At 56.6% G+C, this 20,582-nt stretch carries 19 protein-coding genes; 6 read left to right on the forward strand and 13 right to left on the reverse strand.

Translation table 11 applies throughout. From position 1 onward, the window contains the following. Nucleotides 1-3 precede the first annotated feature (3 nt). The 8 genes from FDK21_RS11125 to rbsD all read right to left on the reverse strand — a co-directional run bounded on the left by FDK21_RS11125 (nucleotide 4) and on the right by rbsD (nucleotide 7,667). Nucleotides 4-711 (reverse strand): orotate phosphoribosyltransferase, encoded by a 708-nt coding sequence (locus FDK21_RS11125; RefSeq protein ID WP_138148554.1) that lies wholly within the window; start codon nucleotides 709-711, stop codon nucleotides 4-6. 159 nt (nucleotides 712-870) lie between these two features. Then, on the reverse strand, nucleotides 871-1,551 hold the full coding sequence (locus FDK21_RS11130) for an HAD family phosphatase (RefSeq protein WP_157967507.1): 681 nt from the start codon (nucleotides 1,549-1,551) through the stop codon (nucleotides 871-873). 145 nt (nucleotides 1,552-1,696) lie between these two features. Beyond that, nucleotides 1,697-2,614, reverse strand: a complete 918-nt coding sequence (gene rbsK, locus FDK21_RS11135) for a ribokinase (RefSeq protein WP_138148555.1) — start codon at nucleotides 2,612-2,614, stop codon at nucleotides 1,697-1,699. A gap of 17 nt (nucleotides 2,615-2,631) precedes the next feature. Beyond that, complete coding sequence (locus FDK21_RS11140) at nucleotides 2,632-3,648, reverse strand: LacI family DNA-binding transcriptional regulator (protein ID WP_114007790.1); 1,017 nt, start codon at nucleotides 3,646-3,648, stop codon at nucleotides 2,632-2,634. Between the two features lie 183 nt (nucleotides 3,649-3,831). Next, on the reverse strand, nucleotides 3,832-4,713 hold the full coding sequence (gene rbsB, locus FDK21_RS11145) for a ribose ABC transporter substrate-binding protein RbsB (RefSeq protein WP_114007791.1): 882 nt from the start codon (nucleotides 4,711-4,713) through the stop codon (nucleotides 3,832-3,834). A gap of 31 nt (nucleotides 4,714-4,744) precedes the next feature. Further along, nucleotides 4,745-5,686, reverse strand: a complete 942-nt coding sequence (gene rbsC, locus FDK21_RS11150) for a ribose ABC transporter permease (protein ID WP_114007792.1) — start codon at nucleotides 5,684-5,686, stop codon at nucleotides 4,745-4,747. 17 nt (nucleotides 5,687-5,703) lie between these two features. Continuing rightward, nucleotides 5,704-7,197: a sugar ABC transporter ATP-binding protein gene (locus FDK21_RS11155; RefSeq protein WP_138148556.1), complete on the reverse strand. Its 1,494-nt coding sequence runs from the start codon at nucleotides 7,195-7,197 to the stop codon at nucleotides 5,704-5,706. Between the two features lie 50 nt (nucleotides 7,198-7,247). Continuing rightward, nucleotides 7,248-7,667 carry a D-ribose pyranase gene (gene rbsD, locus FDK21_RS11160; RefSeq protein WP_138148557.1) on the reverse strand — a complete coding sequence of 140 codons (420 nt, stop codon included), beginning with the start codon at nucleotides 7,665-7,667 and terminating at the stop codon, nucleotides 7,248-7,250. Nucleotides 7,668-8,173: 506 nt separating this feature from the next. Here rbsD and FDK21_RS11165 point away from each other — a divergent pair. Then, on the forward strand, nucleotides 8,174-8,800 hold the full coding sequence (locus FDK21_RS11165; RefSeq protein WP_114007795.1) for a hemolysin III family protein: 627 nt from the start codon (nucleotides 8,174-8,176) through the stop codon (nucleotides 8,798-8,800). A gap of 21 nt (nucleotides 8,801-8,821) precedes the next feature. On the opposite strand, the gene FDK21_RS11170 is transcribed toward FDK21_RS11165, so the two are convergent. Continuing rightward, the gene (locus FDK21_RS11170; protein ID WP_138148558.1) at nucleotides 8,822-10,858 is read right to left on the reverse strand and encodes a sigma-54-dependent Fis family transcriptional regulator; all 2,037 of its coding nucleotides are present in this window, start codon (nucleotides 10,856-10,858) and stop codon (nucleotides 8,822-8,824) included. 295 nt (nucleotides 10,859-11,153) lie between these two features. Here FDK21_RS11170 and adh point away from each other — a divergent pair, with 295 nt between their 5' ends. From adh to FDK21_RS11195, 5 genes are all read left to right on the forward strand, one after another. Further along, complete coding sequence (gene adh / locus FDK21_RS11175; RefSeq protein ID WP_138148559.1) at nucleotides 11,154-12,698, forward strand: aldehyde dehydrogenase; 1,545 nt, start codon at nucleotides 11,154-11,156, stop codon at nucleotides 12,696-12,698. An 89-nt stretch (nucleotides 12,699-12,787) separates the two neighbouring features. Then, the gene (locus FDK21_RS11180; RefSeq protein WP_114007798.1) at nucleotides 12,788-13,144 is read left to right on the forward strand and encodes a DUF779 domain-containing protein; all 357 of its coding nucleotides are present in this window, start codon (nucleotides 12,788-12,790) and stop codon (nucleotides 13,142-13,144) included. 141 nt (nucleotides 13,145-13,285) lie between these two features. Beyond that, on the forward strand, nucleotides 13,286-14,089 hold the full coding sequence (locus FDK21_RS11185; RefSeq protein ID WP_210238745.1) for a LytTR family DNA-binding domain-containing protein: 804 nt from the start codon (nucleotides 13,286-13,288) through the stop codon (nucleotides 14,087-14,089). A gap of 53 nt (nucleotides 14,090-14,142) precedes the next feature. Further along, nucleotides 14,143-15,861 carry a LytS/YhcK type 5TM receptor domain-containing protein gene (locus tag FDK21_RS11190; protein ID WP_138148560.1) on the forward strand — a complete coding sequence of 573 codons (1,719 nt, stop codon included), beginning with the start codon at nucleotides 14,143-14,145 and terminating at the stop codon, nucleotides 15,859-15,861. Nucleotides 15,862-16,214: 353 nt separating this feature from the next. Further along, nucleotides 16,215-17,651, forward strand: a complete 1,437-nt coding sequence (locus FDK21_RS11195) for a carbon starvation protein A (protein ID WP_114007800.1) — start codon at nucleotides 16,215-16,217, stop codon at nucleotides 17,649-17,651. Nucleotides 17,652-17,781: 130 nt separating this feature from the next. Here FDK21_RS11195 and FDK21_RS11200 read toward each other — a convergent pair whose 3' ends face one another. The 4 genes from FDK21_RS11200 to FDK21_RS11215 all read right to left on the reverse strand — a co-directional run bounded on the left by FDK21_RS11200 (nucleotide 17,782) and on the right by FDK21_RS11215 (nucleotide 20,573). Beyond that, on the reverse strand, nucleotides 17,782-18,903 hold the full coding sequence (locus FDK21_RS11200; RefSeq protein ID WP_114007801.1) for a M56 family metallopeptidase: 1,122 nt from the start codon (nucleotides 18,901-18,903) through the stop codon (nucleotides 17,782-17,784). Beyond that, a complete protein-coding gene (locus tag FDK21_RS11205; RefSeq protein ID WP_114007802.1) occupies nucleotides 18,878-19,285 on the reverse strand; it encodes a BlaI/MecI/CopY family transcriptional regulator in 408 nt (135 codons plus the stop codon). The genes FDK21_RS11200 and FDK21_RS11205 overlap by 26 nt, the downstream gene beginning before the upstream one ends. A gap of 212 nt (nucleotides 19,286-19,497) precedes the next feature. Next, complete coding sequence (locus FDK21_RS11210) at nucleotides 19,498-19,776, reverse strand: DUF2160 domain-containing protein (RefSeq protein WP_114007803.1); 279 nt, start codon at nucleotides 19,774-19,776, stop codon at nucleotides 19,498-19,500. After that, nucleotides 19,776-20,573: a carbohydrate ABC transporter permease gene (locus FDK21_RS11215; RefSeq protein WP_138148561.1), complete on the reverse strand. Its 798-nt coding sequence runs from the start codon at nucleotides 20,571-20,573 to the stop codon at nucleotides 19,776-19,778. Before FDK21_RS11215 ends, FDK21_RS11210 begins: the two co-directional genes overlap by 1 nt. Nucleotides 20,574-20,582 lie beyond the last annotated feature (9 nt).

The raw sequence follows: 20,582 nt of genomic DNA on the forward strand, positions 1-20,582 counted from the left end.
TCGCTATTCTTTCTCGGCTTTGGAGATTTCGGTCACGCCGCCATTGGCACCGGACCAAGCCAATGGATCATTGAGGAAGGCCTCGACCTGCGCGTGGGTTTCGTCATCGAAATAGCCATGCTTGCGCGAGACCGCCAGCACATCGCGCCAAGTGGCCAGATAATGCAGCTTGATGTCGATTTCGGCAAGATTGTCATGCACTTCTGGGAAGATATCATAATAGAAGAGCACGATCGTGTGGTTGATCTCGCCGCCTGCCTTGCGGATGGCTTCGCAGAATTTGATTTTGCTGCCGCCATCGGTGGTCAGATCTTCGACCAGCAAGACGCGCTTGCCGTCGATGCTGCTGCCTTCGATCTGGGCGTCACGGCCAAAGCCTTTTGGCTTTTTGCGGACATAATGCATCGGCAGGTCGAGCTTGTCGGCGATCCATGCGGCGAAGGGGATGCCTGCGGTTTCGCCGCCGGTAATCGAATCGATCTGCTCGAAGCCGATATCCTGCAGGATGACTGAAGAGGCGAAATCCATCAGCGTGTTGCGGATGCGCGGATAGGAAATCAGTTTGCGGCAGTCGATATAAACCGGGCTGGCCAGACCGGATGTCAGCATGAAGGGCTCATCGGCACGAAAATGCACCGCTTGGATCTCAAGGAGCATCTTCGCGGTCAATTCGGCGATCAGTTCGCGATTTGGGAAGGAGCTTGGCATCATGAGGTCACCTATCTGTTTCGTGTCATCCGGACAAAGTGCCCAAGCCCTAATGGTTTCCCCCCATCAAGACAATGTCAAACCGGAAAGGGCACAGGGCTGTTGTCGCTTTATAAACAGCAAACTTGTGGCAAGATCGCAGAAAATGGCCGTTGATGGACCCTATGCTCGCAAGATGGCCTCAAAGTCCGACAGGTCTTTGGTGACCTGAAGGGCGCCAGCTTCGCTCAACTTGCCCGCCTGCCAGTCGACGCACTCCCTGAGATGGGTGCCGCCGACAAAGCCGAAGACCGCCTCGATACCGGCAGCCCGTGCGCCGATGGTACCGGCAATGCCATCCTCGATCACCGCCGTACGCGCTGGATCTGCGCCCAAGGCTTCAAGAGCATGGAGAAAGATGTCGGGGGCCGGTTTGCCATTGGCCACACGATCGGTACTGTATAGGCGATCTTCGAAGCGATGGCCGATGCCGACCACATCCAGTGCATGCTGAAGACGGCCTTCACTGCTGCCCGTGGCGATGCAGTAGCGGATGCCTTCTGCCTCGAGATGATCGAACAGGGACAGAGTGCCGGGCATCAGGGCAAGATCTGTTGTGAAGCGCGCAAGGATCCGCTCATTCCACAAATTCGGGAATTCGTCTCCGGCATCCCTGCCAGCGGTTTTCTCGATATAGGCGCGGGTTGAGGCATTGGAATGGCCCAGAAACCCCTCGACCAGTTCGTTCCAGCTCTTCTCGATACCAAACATCGCCATTGAGCGTTGCAACTCGTCCAGGGAGATTGTTTCACTGTCGACGATCACGCCGTCAAAATCGAAAATAACCGCTTCAAATCTGCTCATCCCCGTGCCCTTCATTCGCCTGGATTTTACCGGCGGCACCCTTTCATGAGTGCTGACCAATAGCAAGCCCCGATGGCGACCAAAGTCGAAGACAGGTCGATCGGGGCTGACGGGTCGGTCAAAAAACAATCAGTCCTGCAGTCGATTATGCATTGAGCATCGCAGTGACTTCGGCAAGCGTCGGCGCAGCACTCGACGCCCCGCGCTTGGTGGTCGAAAGCGCACCGCAGGCAGCCGCAAACCGCACCGCGTCAGACAGGCTCAGACCATCGGCCAGAGCATAGGCAAGACCACCATTGAAGCAGTCACCAGCGGCCACCGTGTCAATGGCCTCAACCTTGAAAGGCTCAACGAAGCCTTCCTCGGTTGCGGACTGGAAATAGACCCCGTGCGCTCCGAGTTTGATAATGGCGACCGGAACACCGCGGGCCCGCAATCGGGTGGCAGCTTCGGCTGCCTCGGCGCGGTTGGATGGACGCAGGCCGGTCAACAGGCCGGTTTCGGTTTCATTCGGGGTGATGATATCGATTTGCGACAGCACCGCATCGGCCAACCCTTCAGCGGGTGCGGGCGCGGGGTCAAAGATGACCCGTCCCCCAGCTTCACGCACCAAGGCGGCAGCTTTGAGGCCCGCCTGCATCGGGATTTCCAGCTGCAGCAGCAGAATGTCGGAGGCCTTGAAGACGGCTTGGGAGCGCACGACATCGCTCTCATCAATCGCCATGTTGGCACCGCCAATCACCGTGATGCAGTTTTCCGCCTTTTCATCGACGCCAATCACCGCGATACCGGTCTTGTTGTCCGGGTCGGAATAGATATGATCGGTCGGTACATTCAGCTCGGTCAGAGCCTTGAGCGCCGTTTCGCCGAACATGTCCGGGCCGATGCGGCCGATCATGGCCGTCTGTGCTCCCAGCTTGACGCAAGCGACCGCCTGATTGCATCCCTTCCCCCCAAGGCCGAGGCCATAGGTGTCCCCATGCAGGGTTTCGCCCGGTGCCGGCAACCGCTTGGCATAGGTGGTCAGGTCGATATTAATGCTGCCAAAAACTGCAATGGACATGGAAGTACCTCTTGGAATTACGTCTCACGGATGGGGCGCGGGGGAGAGACCGATTCCCGTACCACCAGCGAGGGTTCGAACTGGAGCAGTTTGGGCATATCGGCTTTGTTTTCGAGATGGTCGATCAGAATGTCGGCGGCTTTCAGACCCAGCTCGAAGCTTGGCTGATGCACCGTGGTGAGCGATGGGGTGAGATAGGCGGCCAGCTCGAGATCATCGTAACCGATGATCGAGATGTCTTCACCGACCTTCAGACCCTTTTCCTGAATGGCACGATAGGCCCCGATGGCCATCATGTCGTTGCAGGCAAAGACCGCTTGGGGGCGCTCCGCTGCTTCCAGCACCTTTTGCATGGCACGGTAACCGCCGGGGGCGCTCAGCTCATCGGACACCACCCAGTCGGAGCGGATGGCATGGTCGCTGGCTTGCATCGCCTCGATGAAACCGCGATAGCGATCACGACTGCGGGGGTGCTCAACCGGACCGATGAGGCAGCCAATCTCGGACAGGCCCTGTTCGAGCAGATGATTGGTTGCCAGCCTGCCACCGAGGATGGAATCGTCAGCAATGGCGCAGCCATCAACGCTCAGTTCGAAATCGAGCAGAATCTTCGGCAACTTTTTCAGACTTGCGAGCTTTTCATTGAAAATGGCATCGCTGGATGTGGTCATCACGACCAACGCATCAATGCGCTTTTGCAGCAATGTCTGGAGATAGGACAAATGGCGCTCGTGGTCGTCGCCAGAATTACACAGGATGAGGCTGTAATGCTTCTGGTAGCAGCCTTCCTCGACCCCTTGCACCACTTCGGCAAAGAAGGGGTTGGTGGAGGAGGAAACCAGCATGCCGATGGTCTTGGTGGATTTGACCTTCAGCGCACGGGCCAGAGAGCTTGGCTGATAGCCAAGATGCTCTATGGCCTTTTCGACCTTTTCTTTTGTCGCGGGCGCTACGAAACGGGTCGAGTTGACCACATGGGACACGGTGGTGACCGAGACACCTGCTTCCTGTGCCACATCCTTGATGCTGATCATGGGTATCGGCTACCTGTTCTGGCGGCTTCCGACAGCTCCTTTGTCAGGGCAGGTCAGAGATGCCAAGCCTCTGGTCTCCCGAGCAATCAGAGTGATGTCTGTCATTCGTCTGGCTCGGAGAGGGACCCGGCACGCATGCGCCGGGTCCGGGTTCAGTTGACGGAACGTTCCGCCCTTAATCCCTTACTTGGTAATGACTTGCAGTGCAACAGGGGTGTATTCCGGCACGCTTTCGCCTTTGAGGATCTTGTCGGCAACTTCGACACCCATGGAACCGATCATGCCAGCCTGCTGGGCAACGGTGGCCAGCATTTCGCCATCATTGACCGATTTCACGGCGTCATCGGTGCCATCAAAGCCAACGACGATGATGTCGCGTTTGGCCGCTTCGATTGCCTTGATCGCGCCCAGAGCCATTTCGTCATTATGGGCGAAGACGGCGTTGATTTCCGGCTGGGCCTGCAGGATGTTTTCCATCACGTTGAGGCCTTTGGTGCGGTCAAAGTCAGCGGCCTGAGAGGCAACCACTTCGATGCCGGTCGCGGTTTTGATGGCTTTGTTGAAGCCTTCACCACGGTCACGGGCAGCAGACGTGCCGGGAACGCCTTGCAATTCAACAACCTTGCCTTTGCCTTTCAGGGTGTCGATGATCAACTGGCCAGCCATTTCGCCGCCCTGCACATTGTCGGATGCGATATGCGAGACAACCTTGCCAGAGCTGGCACCACGGTCGAGGGTGACAACCGGAATATCCTTGCGGTTGGCTGCCTTGATGGCAGAACGCACAGCGTCGGAATCGGTCGGGTTGATCATCATCAGTTTGATGTTTTTGTTCAGCACATCTTCCACATTGGCCAGTTCCTTGGCAGGATCATTCTGGCTGTCGAGCACCAGCAGTTTGTAGCCCAGCTCGCTTGCCTTGGCTTCTGCGCCTTCCTTCAGGGTGACGAAGAACGGGTTGTTCAGCGTCGAGACGACAAGCGCGAGGCTGTCCTGAGCCATAGCGGACACCGAGGTGCCAAGCATCATGGTGGTGGCGAGTGCCATACCGAGCAGTTTTTTCATAGGTTCTCTCCCTAGGTTACTTCGAGTGCAGTTACGCATTCTTCCCGCGTTGGTCGAGCATGACGGCGAGAAGTATGACGCCTCCCTTGGCGATCATCTGGTAGTAGGACGACACGTCCAGAATATTGAGGGCGTTGTTGAGGGTGCCAATGATGAGGGCACCAATGAGGGTTCCGGTGATGCGGCCCTTGCCACCGGCCAGCGACGTGCCACCAAGCACAACGGCGGCAATGGCATCGAGCTCATAGGCAAGACCGGCGGTTGGTTGGGCGCTTTCAAGACGGGCGGTTAGAACAATCCCGGCAAGGGCTGCCAGCGCACCGGATAGCGCGTAGACGGTGATTTTGACCCGTGTGACATTGACACCGGCAAGCTTGGCAACCTGCTCATTGCCACCGATGGCATAGACATAGCGGCCAAAGCAGGTGTGGTTGAGCATGTACCAGCAACCGGCAAAGACGACGAAAGCCAGAATGACCGGGATCGGGATACCAGCCACATAGCCGCCGCCGATCTGGTAGAAACTTTCAGCGACATCGAAGTCGCCGGTCGAAATGGGGCGCCCTGCAGTGAAGACCAGTGTCGCACCGCGAAACATGGTCATGCCGACAAGGGTGGCAATGAAAGGCTGCACGCCAAAGAAGCTGACAATCGAGCCCTGAGCTGCGCCCATCACCGCACCCACCACAATGGTGACTGCCAGCGCCACGAAAAGCGGGGTATCAAGCCCGATCATGGCGGCGCAAATGGCACCGGTCAGGGCCAGCACCGAGCCGACCGACAGATCGATGCCGGCGGTCAGGATAACGAAGGTCATGCCCGCCGCAATCACCGCATTGACCGAGGTCTGACGCAGGATGTTGAGCAGGTTGTCAACGGACAGGAAAGACGGGCTGATCAGGGAAACAAGCCCCATCAGGACCAGCAGGCCAATCAGCGGAATGTTGTTTGTAGCGAAGCTCTTCATGGTCATCGAACGGTTCCTTCCCCTTAATCCTTCAAGCCAGCAACAATGCAGTGCATGATGCTTTCCTGATCGGCATCCTCCCGGTCAAAGGCACCGGTCATCTTGCCAGCAGACAAGACAAGGATCCGGTCGGAGATACCGAGAAGTTCGGGCATGTCGGAGGACATCAGCAGGATGCAGAGGCCTTCCGCCTTGAGTTTGTTGATCAGAGTATAGATTTCACGCTTGGCCCCGACATCGACGCCGCGCGTCGGCTCATCCAGAATGAGAATGCGCGGCCGTGGGACCAGCGACTTGGCAATCGAGACCTTTTGCTGGTTGCCGCCGGACAATTGCGAGACGATGGCATCCACTCCGTGGGTCTTGATCGAGAAGGCATTGATATATTCGCCGACCTTGGCCCGTTCGGCCTTTTTGTCGAGCATGCCCATCTTGTTGGAGAAGAGGCGCAGACCCGTCAGGGCCATATTTTGTCTGAGGCCATGCATCTGGATCAGGCCTTCGAGCTTGCGGTCTTCGGTGACATAGCCGATGCCAGCCTTGACCCCTTCAAGCGGGGTGTTGATATGACAGACCTCGCCGTCAATCAGGATCTCGCCTGCCTTGGCCGGATTGGCTCCATAGATGGCTTTGGCCAATTCTGTACGCCCTGCTCCGACCAGCCCGGCAAAGCCGACAACTTCCCCAGCCTGAGCGGTGAAGGAAACCTCCTTGATGCCCTTGGCCTTGAGGCCACGCACCTCGAGCGCCGTGGCCTTTGGCTCGGCCTTGACGTAAGGATATTGATCAGACAGGTCACGCCCCACCATGTGGCGGATCAGATCGGCTTCGTCGATCTCAGAAACCGGACCCTGATGGACCATCGAGCCGTCGCGCAAAACAGCAACATCGTCACACATCTGGAAGATTTCACCCAGACGGTGGGAGATGAAGACCATCCCCTTGCCCTGTGCGCGCAATTGATCGACCACATCGAACAGAATTTGGGTTTCCACATCGGTCAGTGCGTCGGTCGGCTCATCCATGATGATGATTTCGGCATTCATCGTCAGAGCACGGGCAATTTCGACCATTTGCTGCTGGGCAATGGAAAGCGTGCCCAATTTGGCGTTGGGATCGATCTGTTGCTTCAGGTGGGTCAGCCAGTGGCGGCTTTCCTTTTCAATCGCACCCCAGAGGATGCGGCCGCTGGCATCGGTCGGCTCGCGACCTAGGAAAATATTCTCACCTACACTCAGTTCGGGCAGCAGGTTCAATTCCTGATGGATCATCGCGATCCCGGCATCAATCGCCTGACGGGCGGTGGTGAATCGCACCTCTTCGCCCTTGTAATGCATGGTGCCACTGTCCCGACTGTAAATGCCGGTGATGATCTTCATCAGGGTTGACTTCCCAGCACCATTTTCCCCGGCCAGTGCCACAACGCGTCCGGCATCGACGTGAAAGTCGACATCCTTGAGCACCTGTACTGTCGAGAAAGACTTGCTGACCTGACGCAGTTCCAGCAATGCAGACATAGCCGGACCTCCTGTCTTCTTCTGGTTTCAAAAAGATCTATTGGCACAGATCAGAATGAAACACCGGAATAGAGAATGATGTTGGCGTAGGGGGTGCATTCGCCGGTTCGAACCACGGCACGCGCCGTTTCGGTTTCAACCTTGAAGCTTTCATGCGCAACCGTCTGGATTTCGATCTGGTTGCCTTGGGTCAGAGCCAGTTTTTCGATCCACTCAACGACCTGCTTGTGAAAGCCTGGCTGTTGGTCAACCATTTCGGTCGCAATCAGAACCCGCTCAACAAAGAGTTCAGCCGTCACCGCTGACAAGGTATCCATAAAGGATGGCAAGCCGCGACTGACGGCCAAATCAATGCGCTCAACACCATCGGGAACAGGCAAGCCAGCATCGCCGATGCAAAGGGCATTGCCATGCCCCATCTCGGACACAACACGGGTGATGTCGGAATTCAAAAGAACCGCTTTACGCACGAAGTTCCTCCCTCGTTTGCAGTCATGGCAAAAAAAGTATCACGAAGCAAACGATTGCGCAATCGTTTGCTTTGACCACTAAAGTCGATATTCATGATACTTGACTCAGCCTTTTGTCGAGAATTCTAGCAGCACATTAATCCATGTCTGTGACACGATCAGGACTATTCCGAGGCAATTTTCTGGTGAGGTGCCCGCGCATCCAAGGACTGACTAGGCAATTTTCGGTGGCCTATTCTCTTGTTTAACACTGAAAATATCGAGATATTCCAGATACTTTCCTTCTTGCGCGTAAGAATGTTACCAATTAACGCCACGTCACCATCTTCTCAGGACTTGGGGATTTGGTGTAGACTTGAGGCTCATGTGTGTGGGGCGAACGGCTTACTGGCTGCGTCAACCTTCAATGGGGCAATGACAGCCGGTCGACATTGTAATCGGCAGTGGATAAATATCACTGACCATCTAGCCCCACGGGACTGTGGCACTTTTGAGCAGGAGAAAAGATGTATCCAAGCATGCATATCAATCACCGAACAGCCGATGCCTTCGTGCATGGCGCGACGCTTTTGGCGGTGGGGGTCATGTGCGGACTCGTCTCTATGCGGATATCCGATGGCATCGGGCTGCAGAAAACCGTTTTCAGCATTCTCTATATGGTCTGTTTGCTTGGATCAGCGCTGGCCTCGGCCATTTATCATTTCGGGCCGTGGCATAACGTTCGCCTATCGTTGCGGCGGATCGATCATGCGGCCATCTATGGTCTGATCGCGGCGACCATCACGGCAGTGCTGAGCGACCTTGACCCGACCTTTGTCTTCATCTTTGCCGGCATCATCTGGACCGTGACGCTGCTGGCGATGCTTTGGAAGATTTTTGGCAGCCATGTCAAGAGCCGCTGGTCCACTCTGTCCTATGTCGGCCTCGGGGCGATCGGTTTTGTCGGTCTGGTGTTCAATTTCACCGAGTTACCACTGGTCACGGCCATCACGATTTTTGTTGGCGCGGGCTTTTATCTCTCCGGCATTCCCTTCTATGCCCGCAAGTCGATGCCCTATCGCTATGCGATCTGGCACGTCTTCGTGCTGCTTGGCACGATCAGCTTCTTTGTCGGCATTTTCAACGTTGTCTGAGGCGCGAGAGTCGGGATTTTTTCACCCTGCCTTCTTGATGCCATGCAGCTTCATCTTGCGATAAAGGGTATTGCGGGAAATGCCCAGATCTGAGGCACAGCGCGAAATATTCCAGCGGGTTTGGAACAAAGCTGCCTCGATCAGTCGTTTTTCTCTATCCGACACATCAAGATGCGCGCGCAGGCCAGTGCCAGCCGTCGCGTCACACGGTTGCCATTGCTGGTTGCTGTCAGGCTGAGCAGGCTCGCCCTTGCCCATTGAAGGCCCATGGAGCATGCCAAGATGATCCGGGGTGATCGGTCCACCATCAGCCAGAATGGAAGCGGTTTTCAGCGCATGCTTCAATTGGCGGATATTGCCCGGCCAGAGATGGGCCTCGATCATCTGTCGCGCCTGACGGGAAAAAGAGGCCTCATCGTCCAAACGAGCCTTTGGCAGCAGACGCGCGACAATATGATCGAGGTCGGAACGATGCCTCAGAGACGGCAGTGGCAGAGAAAAGCCGCAAATCCGGTAATAGAGATCCTCACGGAAGCGCCCTTCGGCGCAAAGCCGTTCAAGGGGCTGGTGGGTGGCAGCCAACAGGCGAATATCAAGATCAACCCCCTTGGTGCAGCCAAGCGGCGTCACCTTGCGCTGCTCTAGCACCTGCAACAGGCGGGTCTGGGCGGACAGGGGCATGTCGCCGATTTCATCGAGCAACAAGGTGCCGCCATTGGCCGCCAAAATCTGCCCCTTGAAACCAGCGCTCTGGGCGCCGGTGAAAGCACCCGCCTTATAGCCGAACAACTCCCCTTCGATGAGATTTTCCGGCAGCGCACCGCAATTGACCGCCACAAAGGGGGCCTCGGCCCGGTCAGAGGAGGCATGAAGGGCACGGGCGAAGCTGTCCTTGCCAACCCCGGTCTCTCCGGTGATCAGCAGCGGAATGTCATTGTCAAACAGCTTCTGTGCCTTTGCTGCCAAGGCCTGCAGCGGCGCGTCTGCGCCGATCAGTTGCGCCAGTTCACTTTGTTTGGGCGCGTGTGATGCGTGTCGCTGGGCCGGTTTGGATCGTTGGGATCGCACGGGATTTTGTGGCACCTGCCAGCCCGGTGTCAGCGGATGACCGCCTTTCAAGGCAATGGCTGTCGGCCGTTCTGTCCGATTGGGTTCGATCAAACGGGCATGCAAATGGGTCGCGCTTGGCGCAAACGCATCTTGCAGGCCGATCTGGGCAGGCATGCGCCCGGCATTGGCCAGATGGCTGGCCAGCCGATCCCGCTCCATGGTCACCAGATCGCCAATGTCGCGGCCAATCAGCTGGCTGCGGTCGGAGACCGAGAGATGCAGCTTTGCCTGCTCGTCCAGCCCGACAATGCGACCATTGTAATCAAGGGCGATCAGCCCCTCTTCGAGCAGGCCGACGCGGTCCGCATCATGATGAAAGCGCATGATCCATTGATCGGCAAAGTGATCCTGAAAATTGCGGCGCGACATCAGTCGAGCAGACATTTCCAACAGCGCACGGGTATGAGCGAGCAGATCCGGATCATCCTTGCGGCCAATGCTGGAAACATCAAACAGCGCGAGCACATCGCCCTCAACATCAAAAACCGGTGCGCCGATGCAAGTCAGGCCTGCATGGCGGGAGTGAAAATGCTGATCGCGATAGACGGTCAGTGACTTTTTCTCGGCGATGGCCGTACCAATGCCGTTGGTGCCTTCGCAGGCTTCGCTCCAGTCCGCACCGCGTCTGAGGCCCGACTGGCGGAACAGGTCATCAAGGGCCGACTGAACCGCAAATTCGATGATCGTTCCATGCCGGTCGGTCAGAATGACCGCGTGGCCGGAACCTACGATATTCTGAAAGATATGCTGAACCTGCGAGCGGCAGGCAGTGAACAGAGAGCCAAGGGATTCGATGGAATCGCGCACGCGCTCGCGGCGGATGACCGCCTCCCGGCGCTGGCACCCTTGATCGAGGCCATAATCCTCGCGGCAACGGCTCCAGGATGCAGATAAGATTTCGTGATCGCGTGAGCCATGCCCCACGCGTTGCAGATCGCGATGCGCCATCAAAGTCCTCCCCTGCCCGCGCCGCCTTTTTCTGGTTCGGCTTCGGGTGCGTCTAAATGTATCATGACTGAGGGGTATCGCCAAATTTGCCAAGGCCTTTTGACGTGGTCGCGCGGCGCGGCTGTCCCGTCTGCACCATCTGCGAGACAATCGACGCAACAAACTGTCCCACGCATGACACAGTGTGCGGTTGCAGCAATCATGATCTTTCAATCACTTAGTCAGTTGGCATGAAACTTCCTTCTCTTGCTGTATCAAACAATCCACATGACGCAGCATTTCTGGGAGGAAAATCATGAACGTCATTACACCACAGACCCGCAGCGCGGCACTCGATACGTCCCATCTGAACATCGAATGGCCGTTCAAGCCCCGCTATGGCAACTTTGTAAACGGCACCTTTGTCGAGCCGAAGTCCGGTCAGTATTTCGAGAATGTCACACCGATCACCGGGGAAGTGATTTGCGAAGTGGCCCGCTCAAATGCTGACGATATTGAAGCCGCGCTCGATGCGGCCCATGCGGCCTTCCCGGCATGGGGTAAAACCTCGCCGACCGAGCGCTCCAACATGCTGCTCAAAATGGCCGACCGGATGGAAGCCAACACCAACTTGCTGGCCGTGGCCGAAACGATCGACAATGGCAAGCCGATCCGCGAATCCATTGCCGCCGACGTGGCACTGGCGATTGACCATTTCCGCTATTTCGCAGGCTGCATCCGGGCCGAAGAAGGGCATATTTCGGAAATCGACCACAATACCTATGCCTATCACATTCCGGAGCCTCTGGGCGTGGTTGGTCAGATCATTCCATGGAACTTCCCGCTGCTGATGGCGGTCTGGAAGCTGGCTCCTGCCTTGGCGGCTGGCAACTGCGTGGTGCTTAAACCTGCCGAGCAGACCCCGGCCTCGATCATGGTGTTCCTCGAGCTGGTCGGTGATCTGCTGCCAGCGGGCGTCCTCAATGTGGTCAATGGCTTTGGTTTGGAAGCGGGCAAACCGCTGGCCTCATCCAATCGCATCGCCAAGATCGCCTTTACCGGCGAGACCACGACCGGTCGCCTGATCATGCAATATGCGGCGCAAAACCTGATCCCTGTGACGCTGGAACTGGGTGGCAAGTCGCCAAACATCTTCTTTGAAGACATCATGGAAGCCGATGACGCCTATTTCGATAAGTGCCTTGAGGGCTTCTCGATGTTCGCGCTCAATTCCGGTGAGGTCTGCACCTGCCCGTCGCGCGCGCTGATCCAAGAATCAATCTATGACGATTTCATCGCCCGGGCGCTTGAGCGGGTCAAAAAGGTCAAGCAGGGCAACCCGCTGCAGATGGACACGATGATCGGTGCGCAGGCCTCCGGCGAGCAGAAAGAGAAAATCTCTTCCTATCTCGACCTTGGCAAGGGCGAAGGGGCGGAATGTCTGCTTGGTGGCACAGTCGCCAACCTGCCCGGTCTTGAAGGCGGCAACTATATCAATCCGACCGTCTTCAAAGGCTCCAACAATATGCGCATCTTCCAGGAAGAGATTTTCGGGCCGGTTCTCTCGGTCTGTACCTTCAAGGATGATGACGAAGCGCTTGCCATCGCCAATGACACCGACTTCGGCCTTGGTGCTGGCGTCTGGACCCGCAATGGCAACCGGGCGTTCCGCTTTGGTCGCGAGATTCAGGCCGGTCGTGTCTGGACCAACTGCTACCATGCCTATCCGGCCCATGCGGCCTTTGGCGGTTACAAGCAGTCGGGCGTGGGGCGTGAGAACCACAAAATGATGCTTGAGCATTATCGCCAGACCAAAAATATGTTGGTGAGCTACTCCACTGACGCTCTGGGCTTCTTCTGATCAAGAAGACGTCTCCCAAGACGCACCCGTCTGGCAGAAGATTGGCCAGACGGGCCTTCCTTTCCCTTCCTCTCCTCGCGGAGTCCGACATGTCTCATACAGACTTGCCCACAGTAGCTGCGACCAGCGCAGCCCTTACCCTGTTGCAGGAAATCAAGACCCGCTACGGCGACAATCTGCTGTTTCATCAATCAGGCGGCTGCTGCGATGGCAGTGCACCGATGTGCTTCCAGACAGACGACTTTCTGATCGGCGAGCAGGATGTGTTGCTGGGAGATCTGGAAGGCGTGCCCTTCTATATCAAGCGCCAGCAGGGGGAACGCTGGGGAAGCAGCCAATTGATCATTGATGCAGTTGATGGCAATGGCGGCATGTTCAGCCTCGACAATGGCACCGGCAAGCGCTTTCTGACCCGGACGGAAAGCTGCGCCTTGCCTCAAGCGTAAGCCTGTCTTTGCGTGGTTCGCACAAGCTGTTGCCGACAAATACGCTGAGACACGACAAAATTGCGCTAGATTAAAGCAGCCCCGAAAGCATGGTGATAGGAGGGAACATTCCTGTTCCCTTTTTCAGACGGGCAAGTGTGCTTGCCATCCAAGACCATGCCGATCAGATGCCTCATAGTTGATGACGAAGCTCCGGCTCGAGACGAGTTGGGCTATTTGCTGTCCTGCTATCCGGACCTCACCATCATTGGCGAAGCGGCCTCAGCGTCAAAGGCCGTGAGCCTGTGTCTCGAACGACAGCCGGATCTGGTTTTTCTAGACATCCAAATGCCAGGACAAAATGGGTTCGAGGTCATTCGTGCGCTGCAGATGGCCGACTGCCCGCTGCCTCTGTTCGTCTTTGTCACCGCCTATGACAGCTATGCGGTCAAAGCCTTTGAGGCGAGCGCGGTCGATTACATCCTCAAGCCGGTCTCGGAAGAGCGACTGGCCCACACAATCGAACGGGCGCGGGCTTTTCTGGGGCAGCAGATCAACCCGCTGCAAAAACAGCTAGAGAGCCTGTTGACCAAAATACAGGGGTCGGACCATACGCCTCTGCCGACCACTCATCGCATTTCAGTCGAAAAACACGGACGGATCCGACTGATCGATCCACGCGACATTGTCTTTTGCAGCTATGACGATAGCCGTGTCATGGCCCATACTCGCGACGACATCTTTCCCGCTTATGGCATCGCTTCGATGGACCGGATGGAAGAGCATCTGGCGGGCAGCACGTTCTTTCGCGCTCACCGCTCTTCGCTTGTCAATCTTGAAGCCGTTGTGGAATTCAGCCCCTGGTTCAATGGAAAATACAGCCTTGTCATGGGCGACAAGGCGCGCAGCAAGCTGACCGTCAGCCGTTCCCGTGTCAAGGAATTCAAACAAAGGCTGGGATTGTAAGCCCTGCCTGCCCGGACAGCCGCCCTGCCCTCGCCCATCGGAAAGCCGATAGCATGTCGATACTGACCCTGATTGCCACCCTTCTCAAACATGTAGGCCTGCTGGTTGCGGGGGCTTATGTCCTGTTGAGCCTGTCACCGGTTCAGGAAATGAATTTCAACCGCCGCGGCTTAAAGAACCGGCTCTTCATGATCCTGTTTTTCGGTTTTTTGGGTGTGCTGGGAACCTATAGCGGCAATGCGATCTTTGATTCCATCGCCAACTTGCGGGCCATGGCGGTGATCACAGGCGGTCTGTTTGGCGGTCCTGTTGTCGGCCTGGGAGCCGGGCTGATTGCCGGGGGACATCGCTTCCTGATCGATCCGTGGGGCTTTTCGGCGCTGGCCTGTTCCATGGCCACCCTTCTGGAAGGGCTGATGGCCGGAGCCGTGCAGGTCAAATTGCAGGACCGCGCCATGCGCTGGCAGGTGGCTCTGGTTTTGGCGCTGATTGGCGAAAGCATGCATATGGGCATGGTGCTGGTGCTGTCCCAGCCTTTGGAAGAAGCGATTGCCCTGGTCCGTGTGATCATGTTGCCAATGTTGATCGGCAACAGTCTGGGCGCCGTGTTGTTCGTCCATGTGATCAACTCCATTCAGGATTTTCGCGAGCGCAAGGCCTCGGACCAGACACAGAAGATCTTTGACATCACCAACACCACGGTGGCCTATTTGCGGGCCGGATTGAACGCCCAGAGCGCGCAGGCGATGGCCGAGGTCATTCATGACCGGTTACCGGTGGCAGCCGTGTCCGTTACCGACACCAGAACCGTGTTGGCCCATGTCGGGGAAGGCGACGACCATCATTTGCCCGGCCGTCCGCTGGTCACACGGGCCACCAAACAGGTGATCGCCTCGGGCGAGCAGATTTTTACCCGTGACAAGGACTTGATCGGCTGCAGTCACCATTGTTGCCCCCTGACCTCGGCCATCATCGTACCGTTGCGCAAGGGTGGTGCGATTGTCGGGACATTGAAATTCTATGGTTCGCCGAGCTATGAGATGAACAAAATCCTGTTCGAGGTGGCCAAGGGGCTGACGGATCTGTTTTCGATCCAGCTGGAACTGGAAGATATTCAGGTCAAGGACCGTTTGCTAGCCCATGCGGAAATTCGCCATTTGCAGGCCCAGATCAACCCGCACTTCCTGTTCAACTCCCTCAATACCATCGCCTCCTTCTGCCGCACGGCTCCGGACCGGGCACGTGAACTGATCCTCGATCTGTCGCTCTATATGCGCAAGAATCTCGATTCCAGCCGTGGTTTCATCCGGCTGGCGGATGAGCTGGCGCAGGTCAATTCCTATCTGGCGATCGAACAGGCCCGCTTTGGCGATTGCATTCGCTCGAGGATCGAGGTGGAGCCGGGGTGCGAAGACTGGCCGATCCCTTCACTGATCATCCAGCCTTTGGTGGAGAATGCCGTCAAACATGGCCTTCGGACCCGCGAGGATGGGGGCACCGTCGGCTTGACCATTTGCCAGAAAAATGGCGAGTTGCAGGTCACGGTCTTTGATGACGGGTCGGGCATTCCGGAGGATCTCTTGTCCTCGCTGCTCGAACGGCGGGCAATGGAGTCTCAATATGATGGCATCGGGCTTCGCAATTCCCACCATCGGCTGGAACAGATCTATGGCACGGAATATGGCATGCAGATCGACAGCATAGCGGGACAAGGCACAACCATTTCCTTCTCGATCCCTTATCGCGAAGAAATGTTGCCTCTGGCCAGCTGAGACTGCGCGCTGAGAGGCTGCGCCGCAGCCCTAGCTCCCCATTTCGGGATGCGTTCCATTGCTTGCGCACCTGATGGCTGGGCTCGGCCATCCGTCTTTCATCGACTCAGGTGAACCATTCCTGCAGCCTCTTTGCGTTCTGTCAGAGAAATCCGCTTCCCCGTCGACCCATCCAAAGTGCATTTCAGAGGCTCAAAGCGACGTTTCAGCGAGAATCTCTTGTCGCACGAAGCGCTTCAGACATATTTTCGGGCCGATTTTAACCTGCTCGTCGTTCCACTTAGAGCCGCTGCAGGGATTGTCTTATCCCTGCCAACATGCTCAGAGCTTTATCTTTGCAAGGAGAAGATAGGATGCTCTTTTTCCTCATCTGTGTCGGGCTGCTCGTGCTCGGCTATTTCACCTACGGTGTCTTTGTCGAAAAAATATTCGGCCCGGAACCGAACCGCAAAACTCCATGCTGGACCAAGGAAGACGGCGTTGACTATGTCAATATGCCAACCTGGAAGGTCTTCTTCATTCAGCTGCTCGACATTGCCGGTCTTGGCCCGATCTTCGGCCCGATCCTAGGCGCCCTTTATGGCCCGCAGGCCATGCTGTGGGTGGTCATCGGTTCGATCTTTGCCGGTGGTGTGCATGACTATTTCTCCGGCATGCTGTCGGTCCGGTCCGGCGGCAAGTCGATTCCGGAAGTGGTCGGTGATGAAATGGGCATGGCGGCCCGTCAGGTCCTGCGTGTCTTCTCTGTCGTTCTTTTGCTGCTGGTCGGCGTGGTCTTCATTCTCGGCCCGGCGAAACTGCTCTCCAACATGACCGGCTTCAACGTATCCCTGCTGATCGGTGCAATCTTCGTCTATTATTTCATCGCCACGATCCTGCCGATCGACAAGATCATCGGCAGCCTCTATCCAATCTTCGGCGTGCTGTTGCTGTTCATGACCTTCGGCGTTCTCGGCGGTCTGATCTTCAATGGCTATGAATTGATGCCGAACCTTGACTTTGCCACCAACGTGCATCCCAAAGAGCTGCCAATCTGGCCATTGCTCTTCATCACCCTGTCGTGTGGTGCCATTTCCGGCTTCCATTCCACCCAGTCGCCTCTGATGGCGCGCTGCATGCGCAACGAAAAACATGGCCGCCCGATCTTCTACGGTGCCATGATCGTTGAAGGCATCATTGCCCTGATCTGGGTTGCTGCCGGTGTTTCCTTCTATGAGAATTCCGGAGCCCTTCAGGCCGTGATCGCATCTGGCTCGCCAGCTGCTGTCGTCAATGAGGTCTGCAACACCCTGCTCGGCCCAGTCGGCGGCTTCCTTGCCATTCTTGGCGTGATCGTTCTGCCCATCACCTCCGGTGACACGGCGTTCCGGTCCACACGCCTTATTCTGGCTGAAAGCTTCCGCATGGATCAGACCAAGATTGCCAAGCGTCTGATGATCGCCCTGCCGCTGTTCGCCATTGCCTTCATGATTTCGCAAGTGCCATTCGCAGTGGTCTGGCGTTATTTCGGCTGGTCAAATCAGATGTTGTCGATGCTGGTTCTGTGGTCCGCCGCCATCTGGCTGGCCCGCAATGCCAAGTTCCACTGGATCGCAACCGTTCCTGCCGTCTTCATGACCGCAGTGGATGCTGCCTTCATCCTGCAGGCCAAAATCGGTCTCGGCCTTCCGGCAACCTTCTCCAACATCGCTTCGGTGTTCATCGCCTTGGCCGCGCTGGTTGCCTTCCTGATGCTTGTCCGTCCCGCCGGACAGGTGAGCGGTGGCATGAAGCCGGGCGCCACCCCATAAGCGCCTGACCATCGCATTCAAGAAAGCCGCGCTGGAAGTGTTTCCAGTGCGGTTTTTTTGTCGACACAGCAATCAGGCACTGCCCGACGCGGACAGTGCCTGATGAAAGACCTGTAGTCTGTGAGTGCCTTTAGCGGTTGCGAGCCGCCAGACGATCAAGATTGATGACAGTGGAGAACATGATCCGCTCATGGCTCCAGTCGTTTGGCTTTTGCATCATCACCGCGACCAGCCCGACCAATGCCAACACCGGAATCAGAATGGCGGAAAAAAGCGCACGATTGCGTTTGGCATTGCCACCAGCCAGCAGGGTCAGCATCCGCTGTTCAAGGAAGGCCGAGGATGGTTTTCCGGTGATCGACAGATCGAGCTGCACAAAGGCAACGCTGGGACGGGCCCGCAAGGTTTGCTCGCGGCGGCGCAGGCCCAACTCGCAGGTTCTAAGCAGGCATTCGCAATAGTCGCGGATGTCGACGCCATTGCGGGAGATCACCTGCTGATCGCAGCTCAGTTCTCGCAAGCGCTCGATATCACGCTTGAGGAAATGGAAGGCCGGATTCCAGAAAAAGACCGGGCGCAGAAATTCTAGCACCAGCTCCCACTCTGTGTCCCGTTGCCGCAAATGCTGGAACTCATGGCCCAAAGCCATACGCAGATCCTTGCTTCGCGCGAGCATGTCGACCGGCACCACGATGTAGCGACGGAACAGGCTGCGTGTCGAAAAAGGCGTCGTCACGGTTTCCGACAGGATCAGATGGACATTGCCAAAGCTGCGCCATTCATAGCTTTTGTTCAGGATCACATGGAGGCGATAAAGGCTGAGGCATAGACGGCCAAGCCCTATAAGAAGCCCGAGGCCCAGAAGGCCTGCGGTGATCAGTGCAAACCCGCTTTGAAGCGCAAGGAAATCATCGGTCAACCGGGCGCGAAGGCCCAACAAGAGATCCAGCTCGGCTGCCTTGATATCAAGGGAGCCTTGCAGATATTGCGAGACCATCAGATCGGACAGACTGAAGGACAGCGCATGTTCCGCCCCTTGGGGACGCATCATCTGATCGGACACCATGACCAAAAGGGGGAACAGGAAACAGCTCAAGACCAGCATCTTGAGCAGTTTGAGCGCCAAGGCCTTGTCGCCGGCAATGCCGGTGGCCCTCATGGTGGCACGCGTTCCAACCCAAATTCCAAAAGCGGCAATCAGCAGGATGTTTACATTCAGATAGACATCAAGGATCGAACCGACCGTTATCATTCTTCATCCTCCCCTCCACCAGTGCGCGGATCTCGTCGAGCGCTTCCTCTGACAGGTCGTCATCATCGACCAGTCGCGCCACGAGTGCTGCCGGGGTATTGTCGAAGAGTTTCTCCGAAATATCCTTCAGAAACCGCGTCTGATAAGAATCCTTTGTCAGCAGGGCTTGATAGACATGCGTCTTGCCCTCTTTTCGGCTTTCGACAAAGTTCTTTTGCTCCAAAATCCTCATGATCGTTGCGGCGGATGTGTAGGCAAGGTCGCGATCAGGTGGCAACATGGCCAGAATATCGCGCACATTTGCCTCACCCAGCTCCCAAAGTCGGGTCATAAATTCCAACTCGACCTCGGTCAGAAATTCGCTTCTTTTCTTTTTGCGCATAAGAATTCCCGCTGGCAAACCGTCGTTTCATGAGGCGGGCCCGTTCCGCTCTTCCCAAATATCGGAAAAGGACCCTGCTCCCCTTTTCATCCCCTGCCCTCGCTGGAAATCCACCACGCGCAGAAGGTATGATCAGTAAATACTAAAGTTTTCGCAGATCCAAGCCTTTTTTGGAATTTTGGCGCATGAATGGCTTGAATTCGCGCTTTTCACTAGACTTTCCAGAAGCAGAAGGTCGCCCAGGCAAGCGCCAGTCCGAGCGGCGCCCAGAGCGGCATGCCAAACAGACCAAGCCAGGCGAGGAAAATATAGGCTGAGCCCAAAAGCGAGATGAAGAGGCGATCGCCGCGGGTGGTGACGAGGCCGAGCGCACCCAGACGCTCGTCGCCACCGGGATTGCGGATTTCCAGCGCCGTGATGATACCCATCGCCGAGAAAATTCCGATGAAAACCAACGCCGTTGGCCACGTCCATGCCATCCAACTGAGCATCATACCCTCCCCAGGGCAAAGCCCTTGGCAATATAGTTACGCACGAAATAGATCACGACCGCGCCGGGAATGATGGTCAGGGCCCCGGCGGCGGCCAGCAGTCCCAATTCATAACCGGCGCTTGAGGCCGTCTTGGTCATCGTGGCGGCAATCGGCTTGGCAGCCACCGCCGTCAGGGTTTTGGCGAGCAAAAGTTCCACCCATGAGAACATGAAGCAGAAGAAGGCTGCCACACCGACCCCGGCACTGATGGTTGGCAGAAAGATGGTGGTAAAGAAGCGCGGGAAGGAATAGCCGTCAACAAAGGCGGTTTCATCCAATTCCTTCGGCACGCCGCCCATGAAACCCTCCAAAATCCAGACTGCCAGCGGAATGTTGAACAGACAGTGAGCGAGCGCCACCGCCAGATGAGTGTCAAACAGGCCAATGGCAGAATAGAGCTGGAAGAAGGGCAGCGCAAAGACGGCAGCCGGGGCCATGCGGTTGGTCAGGAGCCAGAAAAAGAGCTGCTTGTCGCCCAAAAACTTGTAGCGCGAGAAAGCATAGGCTGCGGGCAAGGCCACACTGACCGAAATGATGGTGTTGATCACCACATAGGTGATCGAGTTGATATAGCCCCAATACCAGGTCGGGTCGGTGAAGATCACCCGGTAATTGTCCAAGGTCCATGTCTGGGGAACAAGCGTGAAGCCGGACAGGATTTCGCCTGTGGTCTTGAAGCTCATGGCCAGCAGCCAATAGATCGGCAGCATCAGGAACAGGATATAGAGGGTTGGTACGATGTATCTTTTTTTCATGATCCGATC

Source organism: Cohaesibacter sp. CAU 1516 (assembly GCF_005771485.1).
In the GTDB taxonomy this organism is placed as follows: Bacteria; Pseudomonadota; Alphaproteobacteria; order Rhizobiales; family Cohaesibacteraceae; genus Cohaesibacter; species Cohaesibacter intestini.